Raw genomic sequence first — 23,228 nt, 5'->3', positions numbered from 1 at the left:
AGTCGTGCCAACATTTATTTAATTGATTTGTATGGATATTATTTTCATCAAGGAAGGATTTCTTCCTTACTATCCTCAAGAGGAAGCAAATTGCGGCCAAAAAAATACCGCCATAAGCAGCGGTATTTTTGAATCAAAAAATGATTAGAACAACTGTGCAACCATCTGACCCATTTGGGTATTTTTGGACAGTGCTTTAATACCGCTGTTCATCAGCAACATTGCGGTGTTTTGTGCAGTAGAAGCGGCAACGGCATCCGCATTCATAATGGAATCTTTAGCGGCCATATTACCATCACGCATATTGGTCAGGTTGTCGCTGGAATAACCCAGACGGTTAATACCTGCCGCCAGTGATGCGGTGACTGAGCTGTAGTCGTTAATAGCGGTGGTCAATTTAGTAATCGCTACTTTTGCACTGTCAGCCGTGTTTAAATCCAAACCGACCAAACCACCAGACTTGTAGCGACCATCATTCGTTTTCAAATGTTCTACTGCCGCGTCGGCTTTAGCCTGGTCAGACACAAGGCCTTGGTAGGTACCATTGGCAGTATTCCAAGTGACAACAGCAGCATCATAAGCAACTTGGCCAGCAACGCCTACAGCATTAAATGTTTTTTGTGCTGCGTCAAACGTAGCCTTTGCTCCGTCAAATGCACCCTGCGCAGCGGTTACAGCAGCTTTTGCAGTATTTGCAGTATCTTCCACATCAAATAATAGCTTTTCAATCGTGCCCGCAGTAGCAGTAGTATTACCGACTGTACCCGCAGATGAAACGGTATCTCTTAAATCCGTAATTTGAGTAGAAATGTCAATTTTAATCACATCTTCAGCGCTGGCACCGGTCTGGAAGACCAGCTCACCATCTAATTTACCACCAGTTGCAAATAGCTTGCCGTCACCAAAAGTGGATTTCTCCAGCGTAGATTGCAATTCTTCGCCCAGTGACGCAAATTCTGCATTCAGCGCGGCACGGTCTTGAACACCATTGGTGGCGTTCGATGCCTGGGTTGCCAACTCTTTCATACGGTTCAGGATACCGTCGGAACCGGCCAGTGCGCCGTTAGCCGCTTCCAGCATCGCGGAGCTTTGTGAGTTATTACGCAGTGCCACATTCTGGCCAGTGATCGCAGCATTCAGGCCAGCAGCAATTTGTGAACCAGCCGCATCATCTTTTGCACTCAGGATACGCAGGCCAGTAGACAATTGGCTGGTAGACTTGTTGTACATGCTCTGTGATTTGTTCAGTGCTTTAGCAGCGATGAAAGCTTGTGACTGGTCGTTGATGCTTAATCCCATGATAATTTTCTCTATTTGGCGAGAGCTACCTATTAGCTCCCTGCCGGTATCTGAGAAAAGCGTCACCGTCACCTGTAAAATTAAATATGAAATTAAAAAAGATAAAATAGTGAAATGAAATTATATTGGCAAGGTAAAAGGCTAATATTGACACGCGCAGATTAGACGACACTATTAATTTTAAAATTAAATTAATATCCTTTTTTTATGACTATTTATTCAATATTGGTCCTTAAATTATTCAATTCGCTACAATTCCGATACTGCCTCATTTTGTTTGTCTTGCTCATAAACACGTAATTTTATATGATGCGCTCCAGTTTAATGGGGGGGTAAGATAATAAATTTGATAGTACGGCAGCATCCTACAAAAATATTTTAATTGAGATCAGTACTATACGGATAAAAATTTTTACTCTAGGTAGATTTTGGTATGCTATTTATCGTTAATGACTAAATAACCTTAACTTTATAATGGTCATCTGCTTCCTCAGATTATTCCTGCGAACATTAAAATGAAAAAGTGCCAATATATTGTTAATAAATGGTCTATTGACCTCTCATCCGGTTTTATCAGTCATCAGGAAACCGGTGAACAAAAGCGCCTGGGCGAATATCAAGTTAAGCTGCTAAGTGTGCTACTGCAACATTCCGGGCAAATTCTCTCGCGGGATGAACTGACCAATTTAGTCTGGAAACGCCGGGTTATTGGTAATAATAGTTTGCCGAATGCCGTCCACACTTTGCGTGTTGCTTTGGGGGATGATAAAAAGCAGCAGCGTATTATTCAAACCATCCCTAAAATCGGTTATTTATTAGACGCGACTTACTGTGAAATTATTGAAGAAGATGAAGCCCCCCCCCGCGTTAAGTGATGTTGAAAGCGCTGATGACCCATTAATGGTTAATCACAATCTTTCCGAGAATGCCGATCAAACCTTACTTAAGACTGTGGCAGAAAATCGTGAAACGCCGCAAGAAATGAATAATTCATCAGCAGAGGGTGCCGGTTTATCTCATCATCAGCTCTTAAGTACGGATAGCGAATCACCAGAAAAAGTCGCCACCGAGTTACCACCGGTTTCCCCTCCGATTGCAATACTGACAACAAATTCTACCCAGCCCCTCGGAACAGCAAAAAAAACTAAAAAGCTATTCGGTTTACTGGCGATTATCACTATTGGCTGCTGCATAGCACTCTATTTAACCTTTCAAGGGCAGAGTGCCGCAACTTATCAAGCAACAGAACAAGAGCAAGGAACTTATAGCAATATCAGGATGTTTCAGATTGATGACAGCCGTTTTGATAAGCAAAATGCCGACAATCTGTATATCCGGCTAAAAGATACGCTGTATATAATCGATAAAGACCTTAAAATTAAAAATGCACATTTGACTATTTATTACCATATATCCCTGCGGCGGCTGGATTACACTATTTCAGTTGAAACGCAATGTGATAAAAAACAGCTTAATATGACGATTTACCATTGGCGGCAAGACGACAATTTGTTGAATAACGTCATCTATGATGAAACTGAGAGAAAAATAAATGAAATTCCTGCCTGCTAAAATTAGCCCTATTTTGCTGATATGTGGTGTGTCATTTACTGCATTGGCGCTCACACACAGCGATGATATCTCTATGACTCCTCATAGCGAGATGCAAATGGGGTTCTATGACCTGTTATCCCATAAAAAAGAGATCTATGATGTCCGTATTACATCAACCCATGGCGCAGTGATCAGTACAATAACTAACCCCAATGATAATAGATTTATTTTTAAGGGGAAATTCACTGTAGAAGCGGCGAAGAACCAACAAGTTAATTTCAAATATACGCCAATATTCTATAACAACCCAACATCGGGCCGCATGATTGATGGTTTTATGGACTATATGACCCATAACAATATATTTATGACACCGATGACAGTAGCTGGCCAGCCATTACTTTACGGATTGAGTGGAATATTTCTGGATGATAGTAATATGACAAAGGGGAAAGATTAATTTCCCCTATATCCATCATACTTAAAGCTGCATATACGTTGGCTACGTTCGTTACTCAGATCACTTACTGATCGTTGACCTTAAAGTAAATAGACTCATCGGGATTAACTGCTCCTCACTCTACCGGCAGTATAAATGCAGTTCAAATCGTTTCCCGGCCGATTTGTCTCTCACTTACCGCTTTCATGAAACTCGAATTATTTAGGCTATATCTCTTTATCTTGTTAAATAACAAGATTATTTTACAAATAAGTTTTTGACAATGGCACTATGAAGATTACCTTGGCCACTGTGTGATAGCGCGGCATAAGACGGGCGATCAGATAATTGCTTGTCCGCCAATCGCTCCGCAATAAATACGGCGCTATTGGGTTGGATAATACCGGCCATTCCTGCCACTCGTTCACGGGCATTATTCTTGAATTTATTCAGTTGGCGTAATTCGCCAGTAATATGTGTCAATGTCTGTTGTAAATATTCAGTATATTCTTTAGCCATAAATGGCTGACCGACGATCTCCTTGAGCTTATCCGCCAATATACTTTCGGCCTGTAATTCAATAGATTGGAATTTGTCTGCTGGATAACGCGAACCTTCGCCGCGCACAATCAAATGCTGGCTTAATCGCTGCCAGTGTTTCTCATCAATCTGGAATGCCAGTTGACCATCATTATCAAGTTTTCCATGAATGCCCAAACGCCCTAACCCTTTATTAAGTTGCAGCATTTTTTGTTTGGCAGAACTTTGCCCAATAAGTTTGACCGCCACAACACTATTGGCAACATCAGATAATGAAAACAGCAAGGTCTCATCTTCTGACGCCAGCAACAGCTTATTAGCCTCCTTAAAGCTAAAATTAACTTTAGGGCTTTCCTCTAAGGATATATTGAGCTGTCGATCAACTGTATCGCCTGAGACAATTCCTCTTTGTTCCAGCCACGATAATAGTTTCAGCGATTGTTGCTTAATTTCCTTAGGATTATGACTGATAGCCTGTTGAAGGTCTGACAATTGACGTTCAGTCGCTAATAAATAGTGATCCGCCTGCTGTAAACTGGTTAATTGGCTATTAAGTTGCACGTTGTAACGCAAAGGTTCTGTCGAAAGGTAGCCAGACTCTGGAAAAGCAGCCGGTGTGACCCGCGGCTTTAGCGGCTTTATCTGCTGAGATTGTTCAACGCCAATGCGTTTATTAACCGCTAGCCCAGCGGTAACGCCGAGACTAACACTGGAGGATCTTACCTGCATAAATTCCTAACCTAAATATAGTTAAAAAGGGATAGCTGACTTATTTTTGCTTGCATACTATGGGCAATTTTTGTTGATAAAAAATTACTTTGCATAGCAGCATTAACCTGAAATATGTCAATTCCCGCCAAATCCTTTTCCAAATTACCATTCACAATTTCCACGTCATCATGAAGATTAGACAGGTGTTCAAGACGATTTTGTTTAGCGCCTAACTCAGTTAACATACCGCCAATCTTTTTAGCCGCAGTTTCGATGGCCGTCAGATTAGTGCTAATTTCCTGGTTATAAGTAGCCGGTGTAATACTCGAATCAATCATTTTATTGGCCAACTTTTTCAAATTAGTCAATATCTCTAAATCATTCGCAGACGTTGAAAGTGAGCTACTCAGATCAGTATTTTCTTGTAAGGTTATACCATTACCCACTACCGCATCGCGTCGCTCACTGTTACCATTGAAAGTATATTTTTGCGTTGTGCTGTCATACTCAACAGGCTTAATATTACTTTTAGTCCCAGAAAATAAATAATTCCCTTCGGAGTTTTTAGTATTGAGATCAGACATCATCCCATCTAGTAACAAGTTTATTTCACGGCCAAATGTCGCAGACTCTGTTGCAGAATGATTACTATTTTTGGCGGCCAACATTTTATCACGCACCACCAGCAATTGTTTATCTAGAGAATTCAAACTTGCTTCTTGTACAGAATAATTCCCGGACAAACGGACAACATTAATTTTATATTGGCTGACATCTGATTTTGAGTTTTCTAATTGAACCAATTGCATACTGGCAACAGGATCATCTGATATTCTATTAACTCGCTTACCGCTGGTGAGCTGTTCATCTAATTTTGAATATTCAATCGTACGATTTGCCATATTGTCCATCATTATTCTTGACAAACTGGTGTTAGTGACTCTCATTATTTACCCCTATTTTAAATAAATATTTTATATTCAGCGCATTAGTGCCAAAAAGTCAGAGAAAAGCTGCTCACCGATAGAAATTACTTTCATATTGGCCCGATACGCTTTGCTGTACTCTAAAATATTGTTTCCTTCTTCATCGCTATCCACACCACTTAAGCTATCGCGATTTAATATCACGCTATTCAGTACATTTTTAGTCTGTGTAATTGACTGCTTATTATCACTACTGGTAAAGGCAACTTTTCCAACCAATGCCGTATTGGCATCTGAAAAACTGGTTTGTCCGATACCAGAAATAGTGATTGATTTATCTTTCAATGCTAATAATGCATGTAGGTTAGTCGCATTTCCCACATTAGTGGCATTATCCGAAAAACCTAATTCGCTTGGTTTAATATCAGTAACAGATAACATTCCAGCCGGATTGGAAGCATCAAATGAAAATAATGCACTACCGGCCGCCCCCCCTAAATCATAGCCAGCAGCTAACTGGGTATTAACCTCAGTGGTTAATAACTGCGCCATTCCTTGTACAATACTTTCAGTCTCTTTTAACAAACCTTGCTCATAATTATTAATAGAACCGAGGCTAGCACCGCAAGACATATTTATTTTCGTACTATTACCAGCAAAATGGATATCGATCTGTGGCTGTGCGCTGCCAGTATTTAACGCTAATGTGGCTACTGTCTGCCCATTAATTAAGGGCAAGCCGTTTTTCATCGAGATATTATAACCACCATCAGTCCCTTTGGTTACGTTAACATCTACCATTTCGCTTAATTTATTGACGAGTTGATCGCGCTGATCTTGTAATACGTTAGTATTGGTCCCATCAGAACCCAGCTTTACAATTTTTTGGTTATATTCGTTAATACTCTGGGTTAACCCATTAACTTGGCTAATTATCGCGCTTCGCTGAGTAGCAATAACCTGTTTCTGCTCCTGAGCAGATTGATGAAAATAATTAAAATTCAGCGCCAGCGATTTAGCTTCATTCACCACTTGTTCACGATAAGCAGGTGAAGACGGGTTATTTGATCCTAATGACAGACTATTAAAGAATGCTCGCATCCCCGCCGCTAAACCAGTTTCTTTATCACCCAGTGAATGCTCCAGTTTGCTAAGAGCATTTTGAGAGGCGCTAAAATATTGATGATTACTACTCGCTTTCCACCCTTCGCTCACCAAATACTGTTCAGATAAACGTTTAAAAGCATCGACATTAACCCCATTACCGGCGCTGTAAGCATTATTTCCGCCGGTGCTAACCGCACTTTGTTCAGCTCGCTGGCGGCTATAACCCGGCGTATTCACATTAGATAAGTTCATTGCAGCCGCAGAGAGACCGGCTTGAGCCGCCTGTAAGCCAGTTTGTGCAATTTTGGTAAAATTCATGATATTCCCTGCTGTAATCAATTAAATAACAGATACACGTTAGTAGCAAAAAGCGGTCAATCAGCGGCTAAACTTAAATATAAATAGCTGGCCCCTGTGGCTCCAATAACCCAGGGAATAATCAGCCGCGCTATTCCCCACCTAACTGATGAATCAGTAAATGAGCAATGCCACTACTGCGCTGCGAGGCCAGTGTGGACGCCAGCTTGTCATCGTAAAAATCTCGCATCATGCGCTGTTGTTTACTGTTAAACGGGTCATCGTCAGCGGCTAAGGCTTCAGCTGCTTTGCGCATTTGTGCCAGTAAGGTACGCATAAATACCGCCTCAAACTGCACTGCGGCCTGCTCAAGATCCTGTGGCAGGAGTTCGCCGGTAAAGCTCCCCGGCACCACCGGGGCTGATTTACTTATTGCGTCAATCATCTGCCATCCTTAAATTACGACCAGTTCGGCATCCAGTGCACCGGCTTCATGCAAAGCTTGTAAAATAGCCATGATGTCATCAGGCGAAGCCCCTAAACTATTGATGGTGTTAACGATACTGCGCAACCGAGTCCCCGTAGGGACGATAACCATTTGATTGCGTCCTTTGGTCACTTCAATGTCACTTTCTGGCGTAGTGACGGTTTTCCCCCCGCCAAGCACATTAGGTTGGCTGACATTTTTCTTCTCACGGATACTAACCGTCAGATTACCGTGCGAAACGGCGGCAGAGTGCACCCTGACACCTTCTCCAATTACCACAGTCCCGGTTCGGGCATTGAAAACCACCCGTGGCGACTGCTTACCGGCATTGATTTGCACATCTTCCAACAAAGACATAAAGGCCACCCGTGCCCCCGCATCTTGTGGTGCATTGACCATCACGTTAGTGGCACTTTGCGCCACCGCGGTGTTAGAGCCAAAAGCACGGTTCAGTGCCAATGCCACATTGTTGGCTGACTTAAAACTCGGCCGTTTCAGGTTAAGCACCACCTGACTGTTGCTCTGGAAATCACTCGGAATTTCGCGCTCAATACTGCCGCCATTGGGAATGCGCCCCACCGTTGCGGTATTGACCGTCACACTGGAACCACTATTCGCTTCGGCTTTCATCCCCCCGACAATCACGTTTCCCTGTGCCAATGCATACACTTCGCCATCGGCACCGCGCAGCTGGGTTAATAGCAGAGTGCCGCCGCGCAAGCTTTTGGCATCACCAATTGATGATACGGTGATATCAATAGATTGGCCGCGCGCATAACCCGGTGGCAGGGTAGCGCTAATCGCCACCGCCGCCACGTTCTTCACTTTAGGATCCATTTTCTCTGGCAGTTGCACACCAAACTGGCGCAGCATGTTGGCCATTGATTGGCCGGTAAATTTCACCTGATTTTTATCACCCGAGCCATCAAGCCCTACCACCAGGCTGTAACCCACCAGTTGGTTGCCACGCACCCCTTGGATATCCACCAATGACCCCAGTGGTTGTGCTATCGCGGCGGGCAGAACGCACCACAATCCAAGCAGCACAAAATAACGTCGTAACATGTTGATTCCTGTTAGATAGGGAATAATGGATGGTTAAAGAAGCGCGTTAACCAACCGGCTGAGTTGGCATCACTGAGCGCACCGCGACCGGCATAGGAAATACGTGCATTGGCGATACGCTGAGAGGAAACAGAATTATCCCGCTCAACATCATCAGCCCGGACTAATCCAGTCACACGCATATATTCATCGCCCTGATTGAGAGTCAGCCACTTTTCGCCACGAATCACCAACACCCCGTTAGGCAATACCTGATGTACTGCCACTGTTATCGAGCCACGCAGCATATTTTGTTGGGCGGAAGTGGCGCTGCCGTCAAAATCACGCTTACCGGATATTGAACCCCCGAGCTTGTTCAGCTTTTTCCCCAATATCTCGGGGATACCCAAGCTCATGTCGTTCTTTTTGCCAAAGTTGGTTTTAGCCTGCTTACTCGATTGAGTGGATTCATCCAACTTGACCGTCAAAATATCGCCAATCCGATAGGCACGCCGGTCCTGCAATAACGACCAGTTGTAAGCGGGCTGAAACAGCCCACCGCCCTCCTTAACCGTGGTGGGCTGTATCAAATTAGCCGGTGGTGCAAAAGCAACATCGTCTTTATGCACCAGCAGTGCCGGAGTTTCACAACCGCTCAACGCCAGCACCACAGGTGTTAATAGTAAAAACCTTTTCATTCATCATTCACTTTTCAACTAGGATGCTGATATACCCAAACAAATTGGAGTTACAGTTTTTGGGTGACAAACTTCAGCATATCGTCGGCAGCAGAGACCATTTTGGCGTTCATCTCATAAGCGCGTTGCACTGTTATCATGTCGACCATTTCTTCAACAACTTGCACATTGGAGCCTTCCAATGATCCATGCTCCAACTGACCGAATGCTTCCTCACCTGGCACCCCCTCCACCGCGGTGCCACTGGCGACCGTCTCTTTATACATATTGCCGCCCACCGCCTCTAAACCGGCCGGATTAACAAAATTGACCAGCGTTATCTGCCCTAACTCAGCGGGCTCCGCCTCGCCTCCCAGACGGGCAGTGACCGTGCCGTCTTTACCGATCGCCAAATCATTGGCACCCGCTGGCAACTCAATTTGTGGAATAAGCGGCATACCTTGAGCATTGGTCAGCACACCATCAGCATTGATGGATAAATTGCCTGCGCGGGTGTATGCCAAACCGCCATCGGCCGTTTCAATTTGGAAAAAACCCTGACCGGCGATAGCGACATCAAATTCGCCTTTGGTGACTTTAATATTGCCGACAGTGAATTGTTTCTGGGTTCCCACCACTTTGACGCCGCTACCAAATTGAATGCCATTCGGCGTGGCGGTATTTTGGTTCAGTGGTGAACCAGGCGAGCGCTGGTTTTGATAAAACAAATCTTCAAACACCACACGGTCGCGTTTAAAGCCGTCGGTATTCACGTTTGCCAGATTGTTGGAGATGGCGTTCATTTTGGCATCTTGTGCTGCCAGGCCGGTTTTACTGATCCATAAGGCTGGATTCATAATTACTGCTCCCTAATTTCTCTATTCATGAGTAACGAACCATGAAATAACGATCCATGAAATAATGTGGTGCTGAAAACGGCATTAGCTGCCACGGATAATCCGGTTACCGGATTGCGCCAATTCTTCTGCCACTTTCATCATTTTGATTTGCGCTTCAAACTGGCGGCTGAGGGAAATACTGGCGGTCATTTCGCTGATAGCGGAAATATTGCTGCTTTCCAAGTGCTTACTCACCAGTTGAACATTCTCGTCTCGTGCTGCAGCACCCCGGCGGTTGACCAATAAGCCACGGTTATTTTTGCTCAATTGATTAGTGGGGATATCCACCAGCTTAATGCGATCAACTTCCGCCGGTGTCTTGATACCGCCATCTTGCGGGATAATGGCAATAGTGCCGTCATCGGCGACCGACACCGAAGAGTAAGGTGGCAACACAATAGGGCCGCCATCGCCTAATACCGCTAATCCATTGATAGTTAAATCGCCGTCCGGGCCAACTGCCATCTGGCCATTACGGGTGTAAACCTCGCGGCCACCACTGAGCACCGCAATCAACCCACGGTCTTTAATGGCAATATCCAATTCACGGCCAGTTTCTTGCAAACTCCCTGCCGTCATATCAACACCGGCGTTTTGGCTGAGCACCGCTACGCGGCTGTTATAACCGCCGCCCGGTACCTGAGTCGCCGTCGCGCGTTCCAGATCTGCCCGAAACCCTTGCGTATTGACGTTAGCCAGGTTATTGGAGTGAATCTGTTGTTGTGTCAGGCTGCGATTGGCCCCGCTGACAGCGGTATAGAGAAGTTTGTCCATTACAACACCTGGAACAGCGCGTTCATCATGCTGTCATTGGTACTAATGATTTTGGTATTCGCCTGGTAATTACGTTGTGCCGTCATCAAACCGACCAATTCAGCGGTTAAATCAACATTGGAAGCTTCCAATGCACCCACTTCGATGCCGCCTAATAACCCTGTACCTGGCGCACCCAATAGTGCTGCGCCCGACTTACTGGTGGCACTCCAAGTGGTGCCATTCTGCGCAGCTAAACCATTAGCATTAGCGAAATTAGCCAATGCTAATTTGCCTTGCAGCATCCGCTCGCCATTACTAAAAGTGGCGAAAACCGAGCCATCGCTTTCAACACGCTCACCGTTTTTAGTGCCCGCGGTGTAACCATTACTTTTATTCACAGTAGGCAAAAACGCAGATTGGAACTGAGTCGTGCCGGTGTAATTGATATCAATACTGAAGTTATCGGCACCGGCGGGGCTATAAGTACCCGAGATATTTTGGGTATTACCGCTCGTTAATACACCTGATGTGTCAAACTTGAGATCGTGCGAACCCGTTTTAAGCACGCTATCAAGGGCGGTGTGCACCTTCCACTCACTTGGAGCTGAACTTTTTACAAAATATTGCGTTAATAAATGTTCACGTCCCAAGGAATCATAAGCTGTCGAGGTGGACATATAGTTGTACGAATCTTCATTGCTCGGGCTGAATATCCGGTTGGTGGGAGGGGTGTCACTGGCGGGCAAGTTAGCCATAAAGTCTAGTTTGCTGCTCGCTTTGGCGGGCAAACCAGAGGTGCTTATCTTCAAATCACCAATAGTGCCAGTTTGTATATTGCCGGTGGCATCAGCAGAATAACCTTGCAATTTCATGCCACTGGCATTGACTAATAAACCATTATTATCCGTGGTGAACATCCCAGCACGGGTGTATGCCTCATCACCGTTGCTATTTTTCACCACAAAAAAGCCGTTACCTGAAATTGCCAAATCCATTGCGTTGCCGGTTCGGTCAATCGAACCTTCTTTTCTGATACTTTGCGAAGTTCCACTGACGCCCACACCTAATGGCTGCGATTGAGCATACATAGAAGAAAACTCAGTTCGGCCCGACTTAAAACCTTTGGTGGCCGAGTTGGCAATATTGTTACTGATGGTGTTCAGCTGTTCAGTCACCGCACTCAGGCCCGTATTGGCAATACTAAAACTCATAAAATAATTCTCTTATAAAATAATGGGTTATTGGGGGATCTACCGCTATGGCGTTAAGCACCAAACTGTTTGATTTTGTGGTAAGGCACATCGCCAATACCGGCGATATTTAATTGCGCTGCACCGCCGCGCTGTGGAATACGCACATTGTTAACGACACCGACTAATTCCAACGGAATGAATTTTTCCGCACTGCTACTGACCGCACTGAGTTTATAGTGACCTGGTTTGAGATTTTGCTTCGTCGGATCGATGGCGAAATCGATACTGCCAGCAGATTGCTCACCCAGATTGATGCGATGCTCCTGCCCCAAGTCATCCGTCAAATGAATCACCAGCGGTGATGCGGCATGTTGTAATTCCAATCGGCCATTTTGAATTTGCGTATCCAATTCAACGTCATCACTTTCCACCATCACCTGTTGCCCCACCAGATTGGCGGTCGCTATAGACTGCATCCTCTCCATCTGCACGGTGTTACTCTTCAACATCTTGGCCATGTTTTCAGTGGATTGAACCTGCGAAAGCTGTGCCATTTGGCTGACAAACTCGGTACCATCCATCGGATTCAGTGGGTCCTGATTCTGAATCTGGGCCACCAACAACGTCATAAACTGGTTATTCAGTTCGTCACCATTAGGCAGGACATCCTGACGGGGACTGACCGCACCAGATTTTGAATTTAACTCACTGTTTTCAATGTAATTACTCATAATTAGCGCTCTCCGAGCTTTAAGACACTTTGCTGCATACTTTTGACACTGTTGAGTACTTCAACATTAGTCTCAAAGCTGCGTGATGCCGACATCATGTCAGCCATCTCAGACACCACATTGACTGCCGGATAAAAGACATAACCTTGCGGGTTAGCCAGCGGATGATTAGGTTCATATCGCTGCACCGTCTCCCTCACTTCAACGACATCCAATACCTGTACTTGCGCCCCATTGACTCCACGAGGATTAGCCGCACTGCGAGGTGAATAAACCGCAGAAAATATCGGGCTGCGTGCTTTATAAGCCTCTGCCGCCGAAGCCGCAGGTGAGTCCGCATTCGCCAGATTACTGGCGATGGTATTGAGCCTGATGGTCTGGGCGGTCATGGCTGAACCTGATATCCGATAAATATTGTTAAAAGACATCCCTATTTCCCTTCAATTGCCTGTTTTAGGCCGACCAACTTCATATTGAGGAATGACAAACTGGTTTGATAATCGAGAGCATTTTTTGAAAACTCTGCCTGCTCGACATTCAATGCCACCGTATTGCCATCTTGTGAGGGTTGATACGGCAACCGGTACTTCATTTGAGGTGAGAGCCTTTGAGAAGTCGCTATCCCGACGCTCCCCTGTTTTGCCCGTTGCATTTCAGCGCCGAAATCAATATCTTTAGCCTGAAAGTTTGGCGTATTCACATTGGCCAGATTGGCCGATAGCAGTTCTGCTCTGGTAAGTCGAAGCTGCATCGCCGCAGGGTGAACCCCTAATGCTTTCTGAAAATCAATGCCCACAAAACACATCCTAATTTGATGTTAAAACACGAGTTTGCACTCACGAACACTCACACTAATGCAAACAACGTGCCAGGTTTATAACATCATGATTAGAAACATATTTTTATTATTCTCTTCGCCTAACGGGAAACACAATTTCCTCTCATTACGGCCCTTGCTCATCCGCTTATCATGCCGGTGGTTCCCGCTGTCTATTGGCCTGATTGCCCTGTATGCAGGAGCAGCAAATAGCGCTGAAACTCACGCTCGAAAACAGATTTATACACAGGCATTACACTCAGCCAGCGCTGACATTAGCCAAACTGCCAAAAATAAAAACTGGCAGGGCTATACGGTAAAAATGAATATTTTTATTCCGTCAGAAGTGAGCCGATATAAATTATGCCGGGGTGATGTCAGGGTGACGGCCCCCGCCAGTGGGCAGCGCGATATCTCGCGTTTACGTTATGACATTAGTTGCACTGATGACCTGGGCTGGGAAGTGTCTGTCACGGTAAAACCCGATATTTATCTGCCGGTTTGGGTGGCAAAAAGTACCCTTGAGCGCGGTAAATTGGTGGCACCTGACGATATTGAATTGAAGAAAAAGAATATTTCGACGGCGCAGGGTGGCTATATTACCAACCCCGATGAGATAGTCGGGCTAACGGTTAAACGCCGCATCCGTGGGTTGCAAGTCGTGACACCCTCCCAATTGGAACAGCCGGTATTAGTGACCCGTGGTCAGCAGGTATTAATGATTGCTGAGCAAGAAGGTATTGAAGCTCGCATGTTAGGTGAGGCGCTGAAAAATGGCCGCAAAGGGGAGCTCATAAAAGTGAAAAATCTCAGCAGCAAACGCACCGTTACCGCCATAGTTGACGATATCGCCAGAGTCAGAATGTTGGGGATTGCCAGCAGTTAAAGTGAAAACACCTTAAATTAAGTTTTGGCTGGGCTGTGACGCTATATCAGGTTGTGAAGGTATGTTCACATTGATATAGACAGACCTAAAATCGTCTTCCATTAACTGACTATAAGGTGACTTCAAATGGAAATTAACGCGCATCGCCGGCAGATAATGGTTGCCGCCCCGGCCGCTAAAACAGAAAATTCCCAAGCTATTCAGGCTATTGCTCCAGTACGATCTGTGGTTAGCACGACACAACATGCTGCATCGGCAGGTGAGTTGCATGCCAAATTACAAAAAATGCCCGAAGTGGATAGCGAACGCGTCGCTATGGCTAAAGCGGATATTCAGGCCGATAAAATCAAACTGAATACCGCCGATATCGCCAGGGCGATGCTGAACTTTCACAGGAGTTAAGGAAATTATGCAGCCGGTAAAAAACAGTCAGCAGCAGAGCACTCAGCAGTTGTTGGTGGCGATTCAGGAAGATCGCAAACGCTATATTGCCTTGGAAAAGTTATTGGTAAAACAGCGCGAGTTGATGATTAACCACAATACTGAAGCTCTGGAAGCGCTCAATCTGCAGTTGATGGAACTGTATAATATGATTGATCAATCTGCCACTGAGCGCCGGCGGCTAATGCAAGATTTACAATTTCCTGCCCATAAAGAAGGTATGCACCAGCTGCTCTCTAGTTTACCGATACATTACCGCGAACATGCTGGCGCATTATGGGCGGACTTGCGTTTACGCGCCGACGCCTGCCGCCAGCAAAACCAGCATAATGGTCTGCTGCTAACCATGCAGATGGACCTCTTGTCTTCATTAACCGAGACCCCGTCAGATTTTTTATATGCGGGCTAAATAAGGTGTTCAGGGAGGGCAAGCAGAGGCTTTGAGAGAAGCTGCGACTCATGGAATAATAGTCGCAGAAATATTATTTATCACTCATTTCAATCCCACTATCATTCTGTAATATGACATTGTTATCGGGTAAATCAGTGCTCTTTATTACAACCTCTTTTTTATTTGGATCAAGCAGCAACCGGGTGACATCAGGCCGAGAATAATGCCCTGCGGGATCGTAAATAAATTTACCCATGGTGATGGACGACAAATCCAATTGTGCATACAAAATCCCCTCTTCGTCGGTCTGAAGTGGTGTGACTAGCAGTTTCCCGTCAGGGCCGAAAATACGGGCATATCCCCCGCCGGTAGATAAGGTTTTTTTCATGTTATTATCAAAGCAAAATAAGGCTACTGCAGCTCTTGATACCGTGGCGCAAGGAACCAGAACGTAACACTGTCCTTCCACCGCATAGACCTGAGAAACCGCGATGTTGACCTCACCAGAGAGAATATGGCTCCCCTCACCTCCCGACAGCGAAAACGCGGGCCACGCAGCAATATGGAGCTGTTCATTCTGCGCATACAGAGCATATTTACTTAACGGTTGAAGATGCTCCCCGCAGCACAGAGAGCCAATATTGCCCAGTGCTGTAGGGCTGACTACCAGACTACTGCCGTCACCTTCCCCGAACAGTACCCTTTCCATACAGGTAGGTTTGAGCTTGCGCCGCGTATAAACCGTTTCCCCCTTATCACTGATTAATACCTGTGCAATATACAAACTAGCAGCATCAAGCTCACTTAATCCAAACGAAATGAAAATATGGTTATCTTTGGCCGCCTGCTGGATCCGCTGATATTCAAGGCTATTAATGATCATCGATTGTTCATGATAACGACGAATAAATGGCGTCATATAGTCCATTGTTCCCAGCCATAAAAACCATGGATAACCTGGGAAAAACAGCTCAGAAAATGCGATAATCTTCGCCCCCTGTCTGGCCGCCTGCGCAATAAGATCGACCGCTTTATTAATGGTGGCATCAAGGTCAAGATAGATGGGAGAAGCTTGAACGACTGCGGCAATATACGCGGTGTTATTCTTATTCATAATAGTTTCCTTCTTTTACAGAAAGGTATAATCATTTATTTGATTATTACTTTACCTCTTAATATATTTCTCATAATTATTAGTTATCCGCCCACTTCAAATAATGGCACTTAGCATAAATACCCCCTTGGGCGGATAAAATAAACCCCCGATGAAATCGTTAATATCGTGGTTATAAGCAGGGTAATAACCGGTATCAGCACTATGACCCTATGCGGGAAACCTTATCCCGCCCGCTGCCGCTGCCAGCATTGCGCAGCCAGGCCATCAGTGTTTTTTTGCTCACGCCGCCCCTGTTCCATCTGACTCTGCTGCTGTTGCTGTGCTAATACCACCGCCACAATCTTTTCCCGACAGGCTTGCTGCTGCAAATGCGTTTGCAACTTGCCCGCTTCAATATTGGCCAATACCTGCTCCTGCTTTTGCCAGTCAATAACGCGCTGAATATTGTGCTTATAGTTGGCGCGGTTAGTCATCAAAGCCGCACCAGACACGGGTATTAATGCAAAATGGGTTAACGATGCTAAAGCATTAATGTTGTTTTGATAACGTTGGCACAGCTGTTTTTGCTGGGCCAATTGACTGGTGGCCTGATTAAGCGCCCGTTGCCGCAACTGTTGTAGCCGTTGCAAGGTATTCATCAGCTTGTCACTCATGATTGGGCCTCAGGTGTTTGAATATCAGATTGTGGATAGAGCGAGTTCAGATGCGCCAGTGTGGCGGGCAGGAGTGAGGGTTGATCGACCTCCTGTCGCAAGAAATCGATAATGGCCGGATAATACTGTACTGCCCGATCTGCCATCGGATCGGCCCCAGCAACATAGCCGCCCAGCGGAATCAAGGGTTTGATCTCCATATAATCGGCATAGCATTGCTTCAGTAAACGGGCAGATTGAACCTGTTCACGGGGTGAGATCTGGCTCATACAGCGGCTGATCGATTGGCCAATATCAATGGCAGGGTAGTGACCGGACTCCGCCAACTGGCGCGATAATACGATGTGACCATCTAATACTGCGCGGGCGCAATCGACGATAGGATCTTGCTGATCATCGCCTTCCGCCAGCACAGTATAAATAGCGGTCATGGTGCCGCTGCCGTAGCTGTTCCCAGCACTTTCGGCCAACCGTGGAATGATACTAAAAGCAGAAGGCGGATAGCCTTTGGTCGCCGGTGGCTCCCCCAATGACAGAGCAATTTCTCGCTGTGCCATGGCATAGCGGGTGAGTGAATCCACCAGCAGTAACACGTCTTTACCTTTATCACGATAATAGGTCGCAACGGAGTGGCAGAGTTCGGTGGCTCTAATGCGCATTAACGGCGATTCATCTGCCGGTGCGGTTATCACCACCGACTTTGCCATACCACAGGCCTGTAAGGAGTTTTCAATAAACTCCTTCACCTCTCGGCCACGCTCGCCAATCAGCCCGACCACCACCACATCTGCCTGGGTATAGCGGGTCATCATGCCCAACAACATACTTTTGCCCACGCCACTGCCCGCCATCAATCCGACCCGTTGGCCTTTGCCAATAGTGAGTAAGCCGTTGATGGCTTTGACCCCCACATCCAATGGCGTGCTAACCGGCTGGCGTTGTAAAGGGTGGATTTGCGGTAATTGCGGTTGCAGCGGAGTCTCTCCACCGAGCAACCCCTTGCCATCAATCGGCTCACCCAAACCATTCACCACTCGACCCAACCAGCTATCACCAATCAGCAGTTCGCCATCCAGTTCACACGGGAATACCCGCGCCCCGCTCATCAGGCCATCCGGTTGCTTAAACGGCATCAGATAAGTGACCTCTCGGTCAAACCCGACCACCTGCGCCTCAATAAAGACGTTTTCAGTGCTCTCGATACGGCAACGCTGGCCAATCGCCAGACGGCAACCGACACTTTCCAGCAAAATCCCATTAACCCGTACTAAGCGTCCAGCGACTCTGGCCAGGTTAATGTTATCTATAGATTTCAATGCATTATCCAGTGCTGCCAGCTCACCCATGGTATTGATCCGGCAGTAAGCTGCTTTTCAATGCTTCAACACACTGATCCAGACGATGTTGGCAACCCACATCAATCTCCGTGGTATCGGTGACCACACGGCATTCACCGCTGGCCATCTCCGGATCGGCTATCAGCCCCCACTGTTTAACTTTCTCCGGCGCAACATCATTGATGCGGCCCAGCTCGGCGGGGTTAAGATAGACTTTCAGTTGCGTGGGAACTGACGGTTGTGCCGCCAGTGCTTCCTCAACTAATGCGAGCAACTGCGCAGGTTGCAGTGCCAATTCACAGCGGATAACCTGACGCGTCACTTTTTCCACTAATTGCACTAGCTCATCGCGACGGCGATTTTCATAACTGCTTAAATAATCATGCATTTTTTCGATGTAGCCGCTAAATGGCTCGATAGCTTCATCAAATCGGTGACTTTCTGATTGTCGCGCTTCTACCCGCCCTTTTTTCAACCCGTCGTCATATCCCAGACGGACACCCTCTTGATATCCTTCCTCTTTTCCCTCAGACAATCCTTTATTAAAACCCTGACTGATCCCTTCCTGAAAACCGTCCATCAGCTGTTTTTGATAGGCCGCCGGATCGAGTGTCATGGTATCGGCGGCTTGTAAGTTCTGGCGGATTTGACGCAATGGCGGGAACTGATGAACCCGTACTTTCGCCCCGCCAAAGCGCAGGCTATTTTTTATCGACATTGCCTTACTCCATGGTCTGTTCAGCAAACAATTGCACCTGGATTTCTCCCGCTTCGGCCAGCGCGCGCACCTGCGCCATTATCTCTTTGCGTATATGCTCTACGCGGCTGACTGGCACCGCCCCCATCCGATTGGTCGCATTTTGCAACTGCTGTATTTGGCGCTTTGGCAGCACGTCATAAATGGCTTGGCGCAGTACCGGCTCAGTGCCTTTCAGCGCTATCGCCCAGTCGCTCATCGGGATATCATCCATCAAGCGTTGCAAAGTGACCTCACTTTGGCGGCTGAGGATAAAGAATTCATACATCTCATCCTTCAGATCATTGAGCACTTCTTCATCACGCTCCCCCAGTTGCTCCAACAACTGCTGCTGGTTGCTGGGAATACGGTTAACGATATTCGCGGCTTGTTTGATCCCCAAAACTTTGGAACCGTGCTCTGACAATACCGCCACGCCGCGCTCAATCAGGCGATCCAGTTCATCCACCACATCGCGGTTGACATCATCGAGCTTGGCAATCCGGTACAACACATCGTCCTGCCGCCCTTTATCCAGGTAGGCCAACACTTCAGCTGCTACATCCGGCGGTAAAAAAGCTAAAAATACCGCCTGTAATTGCAGATGTTCCTGTTCAATCAGCGCCGCCAGTTGTGGTGTCCCGACCCACTGCAAGCGGGTCATCCTATGGCGGATTTCATCACCATAGATGCCATTAATGACACTTTTAGAGATATCACTGCCCAAAGCTTTACTCAGAATGCCTTGCAGATAACTGCGCGATGCGCCGTTGATCCCGCTTTGTTCACGATAATCGACAAAGAAGTCATCCAATGCCTGCCGTGCATGGTTCAATTTGACACCATGCAGGCGAGACATAGTTTGGCTGATACACACCACTTCCTCGCGCGTCAGTTTCTGCATCACCATCGCCGCGGCTTCCTCACCCACACTCAGAAGCAAAATCCCTGCCTGCTCTAAACGGCTGCGTACCGGGGCAGAAGCAGTGGCGCTATCACGCACCATTGCATCATCATTCTGATTGAGGTTTGATTCGTTCATTATTATTAATCCATTGTTTAATGACTTCGGCGACACGTTCAGTTTCTGACTGAGCTAATTGTTGCAAGTGAGCGATTTTGGTATCCAGGCCAGAACCTTGCGGTGGCAGATTGTCATCTTCTTTAAAGGAAGAGGCTGGCAACCTAGATTCTGTTGCTGTGCCGCTTTCACCTGCGGTATTTGTCGCATTCGGGCTATCAGCGTTTTCGGACATCGCCAAAGTAGCGTGCTTATCATCCGGACGTGATAACCGCGCCATCAATGGGCGTACACCGAATAGCAAGAACAGCAGCGACAGTAAGCCAATACCCGCAATTTCCGCCCAACGGAAAGTCGTTGCATCTTGCCACCACGGAATAACAGACTCTTCAATCACTATCGGCGCAGTAAAGGCCAGCATATTCAGGGTCAGGGAGTCACCCCGTTTTACGTCGATACCTGCGGCATCTTCAATTAAGCGCTTCAATTCATTCAGCTGTTCTGCCGTCCATTTATCCAGCGCCGGAGCGGATTTATTCAAAATCACTGCAACCGTCATCTTCTCCAGCTTAAAGCCCGGATGGCGCACATGGCGGATATCACGGTCGTAGGCATACTTACGCTGCGCCTGGCTGCGGCTCATCATGGCCGGCGCATTGGTGTTTCGTGGCTGAGCAGAAGGCTGATTGCTTAATGAACCTGGAATCCCCATCGCCATGTCTTCATTGCCGTTTTCTTGCTGAATATTCTCATCGCTGACACGCGGCTCTGCGCCATAGCGTTCCAGCGTTTCTTCAACACGGCTCAGATCAAGTTGGGTCGCGACACTGATGCGGTAGTTATTGACGCCGACCACGGAGCTAAGCAGATTGGCGATACTCTTCTCGGTGGTGCTCTGCAAATAATGGGCTAATTCAGCCCCACTTTTCACATTTGTCATTCCTTTGCTATTCGCTTGATAGGCTTCTGATAACAGCTCGCCGTGCTGATCAACTACCCGCACATTGGCCGCTTTCATGGCGGGAATACTGCCCGCGACCAACTGGACAATAGCCCCCACCTGCTCGGTTTTCAGCGTTTGACCATATTTCAGGCGCAAAATGACGGACGCACTACTCTCTGAGCGATTGCTGATGGCAAAAGAACTGGCTTCACTCATCCCTAAATGAACCCGGGCATAATCCACAGCGGTTAACGCCATAATGCTCTGTGCCAGTTCCCCCTCCAAACTGCGCTTGTAGCGCACATTCTGAATAAACTGGCTACTGCCGAGCATGGTTTCCTGATCCATCAGCTCATAACCTGTCGGCAATGTGGCAGTAATGCCTTTGGCTGCCAGCAGAATACGCGCTCTGCCCAGTTGATTTTCTGCTACTAATATCTGACCATTATCTGGATTAATACGATAGGCAATCGCCTCGCCATCCAGCACTTCAACGACTTGCGTCACCGGAATATGTTCCTGTGAACCAAACAAGGCGGTATAGCCCTGCGAGCCGCGCCAAAGGCTGAAAATAATCGCACCGGTGACCAAGAGAGCCATCGCGCCCATAAGGATACTTTTTTGATTTTTACCCAACCTAATGGCGGGCAATTGTTGCTTAATTTTATCTAACACCGATTTACCCTACAGCGCAGTATTCATGACTTCGTCGAGTGCAGTGGTAAGTTTATTACGCACCTGCACCATCGCTGAGAAAGCCACACTGGCTTTCTGACTTGCTAGCATCGTGCCGGTTAAATCATCACTGACGCCCATATCCATTGCGGTCTGCTTATCGCTTGCCACATGTTGTAAGTTATCCACACTATTAATCACACCGTTGAACACCCGGGAAAATGAAGGGGAGTTCACCCCGTTAACCTGCGCGAACAAACTACTCCCCGTGGGCTGCGGTAATGCAGTGCTAAACTCAACACGATTACTGGCTATGGCCGCCATCTGTTGCATTTCCGTTATCATCGGCAATTGCATATTTGGCATAGTGATAGCTCCAACTTTATCCATGGTTCTTCCTCTTATGAGTAACACTCAATATCGATACCGTCTTCGCGCATATTAGCCAACCGATAGCGCAAAGCGCGCGGGGTAATACCTAAAAATGCGGCCGTTTTGGATTTACTTCCCTGGTGTCTTTGTAATAAATCCGCGATATATTGGTATTGAGCCAAACGTCCGCGTAATTTAATGTTGCTTTCGCCATGACTGGATTGAATATTGGCAGTAGAAAACACCGGCTTATTTTCTGCCGATTTATTTTCATCTAATGGCCCCTCTGATAGCGGCTCTTCCTTTGTTGCAGACAGGCCTAAATGTGAAATGTCGATAAGCCCATTATTGCTCATAATGATCCCTCGCTGAATAACGTTTTCTAATTCGCGTACATTACCCGGCCAAGAATACGTTTGTAGCTCACACTGCGCTTGCGCAGTAATATTAATTTTCACATCTAAAAAATTACGGTATTTCTTAAAAAAAGCACTCACCAACGGCATAATATCTTCCGGCCTTTCGCGCAGCGGTGAGATATGAATCGGCACCACTGACAAGCGGTAATAGAGATCCTGACGAAAGCGCCCTTCTGCAATCTCAACACTCAAATCTTTATTGGTAGAGGCAATAATACGAATATCTAGCGGGATACGTTTATGTCCACCTAAGCGCTCAACTTCCTGCTCTTGTAATACACGTAATAACTTAACTTGCAAGGCTAATGGCATATCGCCAATTTCATCTAGTAATAATGTACCGCCATTGGCTTGTTCAAATTTACCAGCAACACTGGCAACAGCCCCAGTAAATGCACCTTTTTCATAACCGAATAATATAGCTTCCAGCATACTCTCAGGGATAGCGGCACAATTTACTGCAATATAGGGGGCGCTCTCACCCATTGCTTTATGGTGAATATATTTTGCCACACACTCTTTACCGGTTCCTGTTTCTCCAGTGATTAATACTGGCACATTGAATTCTGCCACCCGACGCGCAAGAGAGAATACACTCACACTGGAGGGTGCATTAGCAACAAAACCATGTTCATTTTTAGATAACACATCCATAGTCATATTCATCATAATGTACTCACTCTCCAGTAAAGCCAACAAATCACATTCAACAGTTAATAACACGACCAACAATGACGTATTATTAAATCTTAATGAAATA

Annotated in this window: 27 protein-coding genes and 1 pseudogene; 6 read left to right on the top strand and 22 right to left on the bottom strand. The window is 46.4% G+C overall.

Annotated elements, in window-relative coordinates; all coding sequences use genetic code 11:
* Window positions 1–144 precede the first annotated feature (144 nt).
* On the bottom strand, window positions 145–1,299 hold the full coding sequence (locus DX162_RS09215; protein ID WP_032819581.1) for a flagellin N-terminal helical domain-containing protein: 1,155 nt from the start codon (window positions 1,297–1,299) through the stop codon (window positions 145–147).
* Window positions 1,300–1,814: 515 nt separating this feature from the next.
* Between DX162_RS09215 and DX162_RS09205 the strand changes: the two genes are divergently transcribed.
* The 3 genes from DX162_RS09205 to DX162_RS09195 are packed head-to-tail and all read left to right on the top strand — an operon-like array spanning window position 1,815 to window position 3,313.
* A complete protein-coding gene (locus tag DX162_RS09205) occupies window positions 1,815–2,174 on the top strand; it encodes a winged helix-turn-helix domain-containing protein (RefSeq protein ID WP_004389997.1) in 360 nt (119 codons plus the stop codon).
* Window positions 2,149–2,871: a hypothetical protein gene (locus DX162_RS09200; RefSeq protein WP_098081082.1), complete on the top strand. Its 723-nt coding sequence runs from the start codon at window positions 2,149–2,151 to the stop codon at window positions 2,869–2,871. The genes DX162_RS09205 and DX162_RS09200 overlap by 26 nt, the downstream gene beginning before the upstream one ends.
* A complete protein-coding gene (locus DX162_RS09195; RefSeq protein WP_032819582.1) occupies window positions 2,852–3,313 on the top strand; it encodes a hypothetical protein in 462 nt (153 codons plus the stop codon). The genes DX162_RS09200 and DX162_RS09195 overlap by 20 nt, the downstream gene beginning before the upstream one ends.
* 237 nt (window positions 3,314–3,550) lie before the next feature.
* On the opposite strand, the gene DX162_RS09190 is transcribed toward DX162_RS09195, so the two are convergent.
* The 12 genes from DX162_RS09190 to flgB all read right to left on the bottom strand — a co-directional run bounded on the left by DX162_RS09190 (window position 3,551) and on the right by flgB (window position 13,456).
* On the bottom strand, window positions 3,551–4,561 hold the full coding sequence (locus tag DX162_RS09190) for a hypothetical protein (RefSeq protein ID WP_004390010.1): 1,011 nt from the start codon (window positions 4,559–4,561) through the stop codon (window positions 3,551–3,553).
* A gap of 11 nt (window positions 4,562–4,572) precedes the next feature.
* Window positions 4,573–5,490, bottom strand: a complete 918-nt coding sequence (locus DX162_RS09185; protein ID WP_071777592.1) for a flagellin N-terminal helical domain-containing protein — start codon at window positions 5,488–5,490, stop codon at window positions 4,573–4,575.
* A 33-nt stretch (window positions 5,491–5,523) separates the two neighbouring features.
* Window positions 5,524–6,894, bottom strand: coding sequence for a flagellar hook-associated protein FlgK (gene flgK, locus DX162_RS09180; RefSeq protein ID WP_032819586.1), 1,371 nt, complete (start codon window positions 6,892–6,894; stop codon window positions 5,524–5,526).
* A 130-nt stretch (window positions 6,895–7,024) separates the two neighbouring features.
* Window positions 7,025–7,318, bottom strand: a complete 294-nt coding sequence (locus DX162_RS09175; protein ID WP_004390014.1) for a rod-binding protein — start codon at window positions 7,316–7,318, stop codon at window positions 7,025–7,027.
* 9 nt (window positions 7,319–7,327) lie between these two features.
* A complete protein-coding gene (locus DX162_RS09170) occupies window positions 7,328–8,425 on the bottom strand; it encodes a flagellar basal body P-ring protein FlgI (protein ID WP_004390015.1) in 1,098 nt (365 codons plus the stop codon).
* A gap of 11 nt (window positions 8,426–8,436) precedes the next feature.
* Complete coding sequence (flgH, locus tag DX162_RS09165) at window positions 8,437–9,102, bottom strand: flagellar basal body L-ring protein FlgH (RefSeq protein WP_032819587.1); 666 nt, start codon at window positions 9,100–9,102, stop codon at window positions 8,437–8,439.
* Window positions 9,103–9,152: 50 nt separating this feature from the next.
* On the bottom strand, window positions 9,153–9,938 hold the full coding sequence (gene flgG, locus DX162_RS09160; RefSeq protein ID WP_004390017.1) for a flagellar basal-body rod protein FlgG: 786 nt from the start codon (window positions 9,936–9,938) through the stop codon (window positions 9,153–9,155).
* 84 nt (window positions 9,939–10,022) lie between these two features.
* On the bottom strand, window positions 10,023–10,754 hold the full coding sequence (gene flgF, locus DX162_RS09155; protein WP_032819588.1) for a flagellar basal-body rod protein FlgF: 732 nt from the start codon (window positions 10,752–10,754) through the stop codon (window positions 10,023–10,025).
* Window positions 10,754–11,947 (bottom strand): flagellar hook protein FlgE, encoded by a 1,194-nt coding sequence (flgE, locus tag DX162_RS09150; protein WP_004390018.1) that lies wholly within the window; start codon window positions 11,945–11,947, stop codon window positions 10,754–10,756. The genes flgF and flgE overlap by 1 nt, the downstream gene beginning before the upstream one ends.
* A gap of 53 nt (window positions 11,948–12,000) precedes the next feature.
* Entirely contained in the window at window positions 12,001–12,660 is a 660-nt protein-coding gene (gene flgD, locus DX162_RS09145) for a flagellar hook assembly protein FlgD (protein WP_004390023.1), read from the bottom strand.
* A gap of 2 nt (window positions 12,661–12,662) precedes the next feature.
* On the bottom strand, window positions 12,663–13,088 hold the full coding sequence (gene flgC / locus DX162_RS09140) for a flagellar basal body rod protein FlgC (protein WP_004390025.1): 426 nt from the start codon (window positions 13,086–13,088) through the stop codon (window positions 12,663–12,665).
* A 2-nt stretch (window positions 13,089–13,090) separates the two neighbouring features.
* On the bottom strand, window positions 13,091–13,456 hold the full coding sequence (flgB, locus tag DX162_RS09135; RefSeq protein ID WP_032819589.1) for a flagellar basal body rod protein FlgB: 366 nt from the start codon (window positions 13,454–13,456) through the stop codon (window positions 13,091–13,093).
* A gap of 88 nt (window positions 13,457–13,544) precedes the next feature.
* Here flgB and flgA point away from each other — a divergent pair, with 88 nt between their 5' ends.
* The 3 genes from flgA to flgN all read left to right on the top strand — a co-directional run bounded on the left by flgA (window position 13,545) and on the right by flgN (window position 15,213).
* On the top strand, window positions 13,545–14,363 hold the full coding sequence (gene flgA / locus DX162_RS09130) for a flagellar basal body P-ring formation chaperone FlgA (protein ID WP_086017127.1): 819 nt from the start codon (window positions 13,545–13,547) through the stop codon (window positions 14,361–14,363).
* Window positions 14,364–14,489: 126 nt separating this feature from the next.
* Window positions 14,490–14,765, top strand: coding sequence for a flagellar biosynthesis anti-sigma factor FlgM (gene flgM / locus DX162_RS09125; protein ID WP_004390030.1), 276 nt, complete (start codon window positions 14,490–14,492; stop codon window positions 14,763–14,765).
* 7 nt (window positions 14,766–14,772) lie between these two features.
* Complete coding sequence (gene flgN / locus DX162_RS09120) at window positions 14,773–15,213, top strand: flagellar protein FlgN (protein WP_004390032.1); 441 nt, start codon at window positions 14,773–14,775, stop codon at window positions 15,211–15,213.
* A gap of 73 nt (window positions 15,214–15,286) precedes the next feature.
* Here flgN and DX162_RS09115 read toward each other — a convergent pair whose 3' ends face one another.
* The 9 genes and pseudogenes from DX162_RS09115 to DX162_RS09080 all read right to left on the bottom strand — a co-directional run.
* The gene (locus DX162_RS09115; protein WP_004390033.1) at window positions 15,287–16,309 is read right to left on the bottom strand and encodes a carbon-nitrogen hydrolase family protein; all 1,023 of its coding nucleotides are present in this window, start codon (window positions 16,307–16,309) and stop codon (window positions 15,287–15,289) included.
* Between the two features lie 224 nt (window positions 16,310–16,533).
* Complete coding sequence (gene fliJ / locus DX162_RS09110; protein ID WP_032819592.1) at window positions 16,534–16,965, bottom strand: flagellar export protein FliJ; 432 nt, start codon at window positions 16,963–16,965, stop codon at window positions 16,534–16,536.
* The gene (gene fliI, locus DX162_RS09105; protein ID WP_032819595.1) at window positions 16,962–18,311 is read right to left on the bottom strand and encodes a flagellar protein export ATPase FliI; all 1,350 of its coding nucleotides are present in this window, start codon (window positions 18,309–18,311) and stop codon (window positions 16,962–16,964) included. The genes fliJ and fliI overlap by 4 nt, the downstream gene beginning before the upstream one ends.
* Entirely contained in the window at window positions 18,304–19,020 is a 717-nt protein-coding gene (gene fliH, locus DX162_RS09100; RefSeq protein ID WP_004390044.1) for a flagellar assembly protein FliH, read from the bottom strand. Before fliH ends, fliI begins: the two co-directional genes overlap by 8 nt.
* A gap of 4 nt (window positions 19,021–19,024) precedes the next feature.
* Window positions 19,025–20,080, bottom strand: a complete 1,056-nt coding sequence (locus DX162_RS09095) for a flagellar motor switch protein FliG (RefSeq protein WP_032819596.1) — start codon at window positions 20,078–20,080, stop codon at window positions 19,025–19,027.
* Complete coding sequence (gene fliF / locus DX162_RS09090) at window positions 20,052–21,677, bottom strand: flagellar basal-body MS-ring/collar protein FliF (RefSeq protein ID WP_004390047.1); 1,626 nt, start codon at window positions 21,675–21,677, stop codon at window positions 20,052–20,054. Before fliF ends, DX162_RS09095 begins: the two co-directional genes overlap by 29 nt.
* 9 nt (window positions 21,678–21,686) lie before the next feature.
* On the bottom strand, window positions 21,687–22,067 hold the full coding sequence (gene fliE / locus DX162_RS09085; RefSeq protein WP_004390049.1) for a flagellar hook-basal body complex protein FliE: 381 nt from the start codon (window positions 22,065–22,067) through the stop codon (window positions 21,687–21,689).
* A gap of 11 nt (window positions 22,068–22,078) precedes the next feature.
* Window positions 22,079–22,405: a helix-turn-helix domain-containing protein gene (locus tag DX162_RS22925; RefSeq protein WP_408642848.1), complete on the bottom strand. Its 327-nt coding sequence runs from the start codon at window positions 22,403–22,405 to the stop codon at window positions 22,079–22,081.
* Window positions 22,384–23,137, bottom strand: a pseudogene (locus DX162_RS09080) (sigma-54 interaction domain-containing protein); the annotation flags it as partial. The gene DX162_RS22925 and the pseudogene DX162_RS09080, both read right to left, overlap by 22 nt.
* Window positions 23,138–23,228 lie beyond the last annotated feature (91 nt).

This window comes from Yersinia kristensenii, assembly GCF_900460525.1.
Lineage (GTDB): Bacteria > Pseudomonadota > Gammaproteobacteria > Enterobacterales > Enterobacteriaceae > Yersinia > Yersinia kristensenii.
The sequence above is the reverse complement of the archived record's forward strand: the minus strand, read 5'-3'. Positions and strand labels throughout refer to the sequence as shown.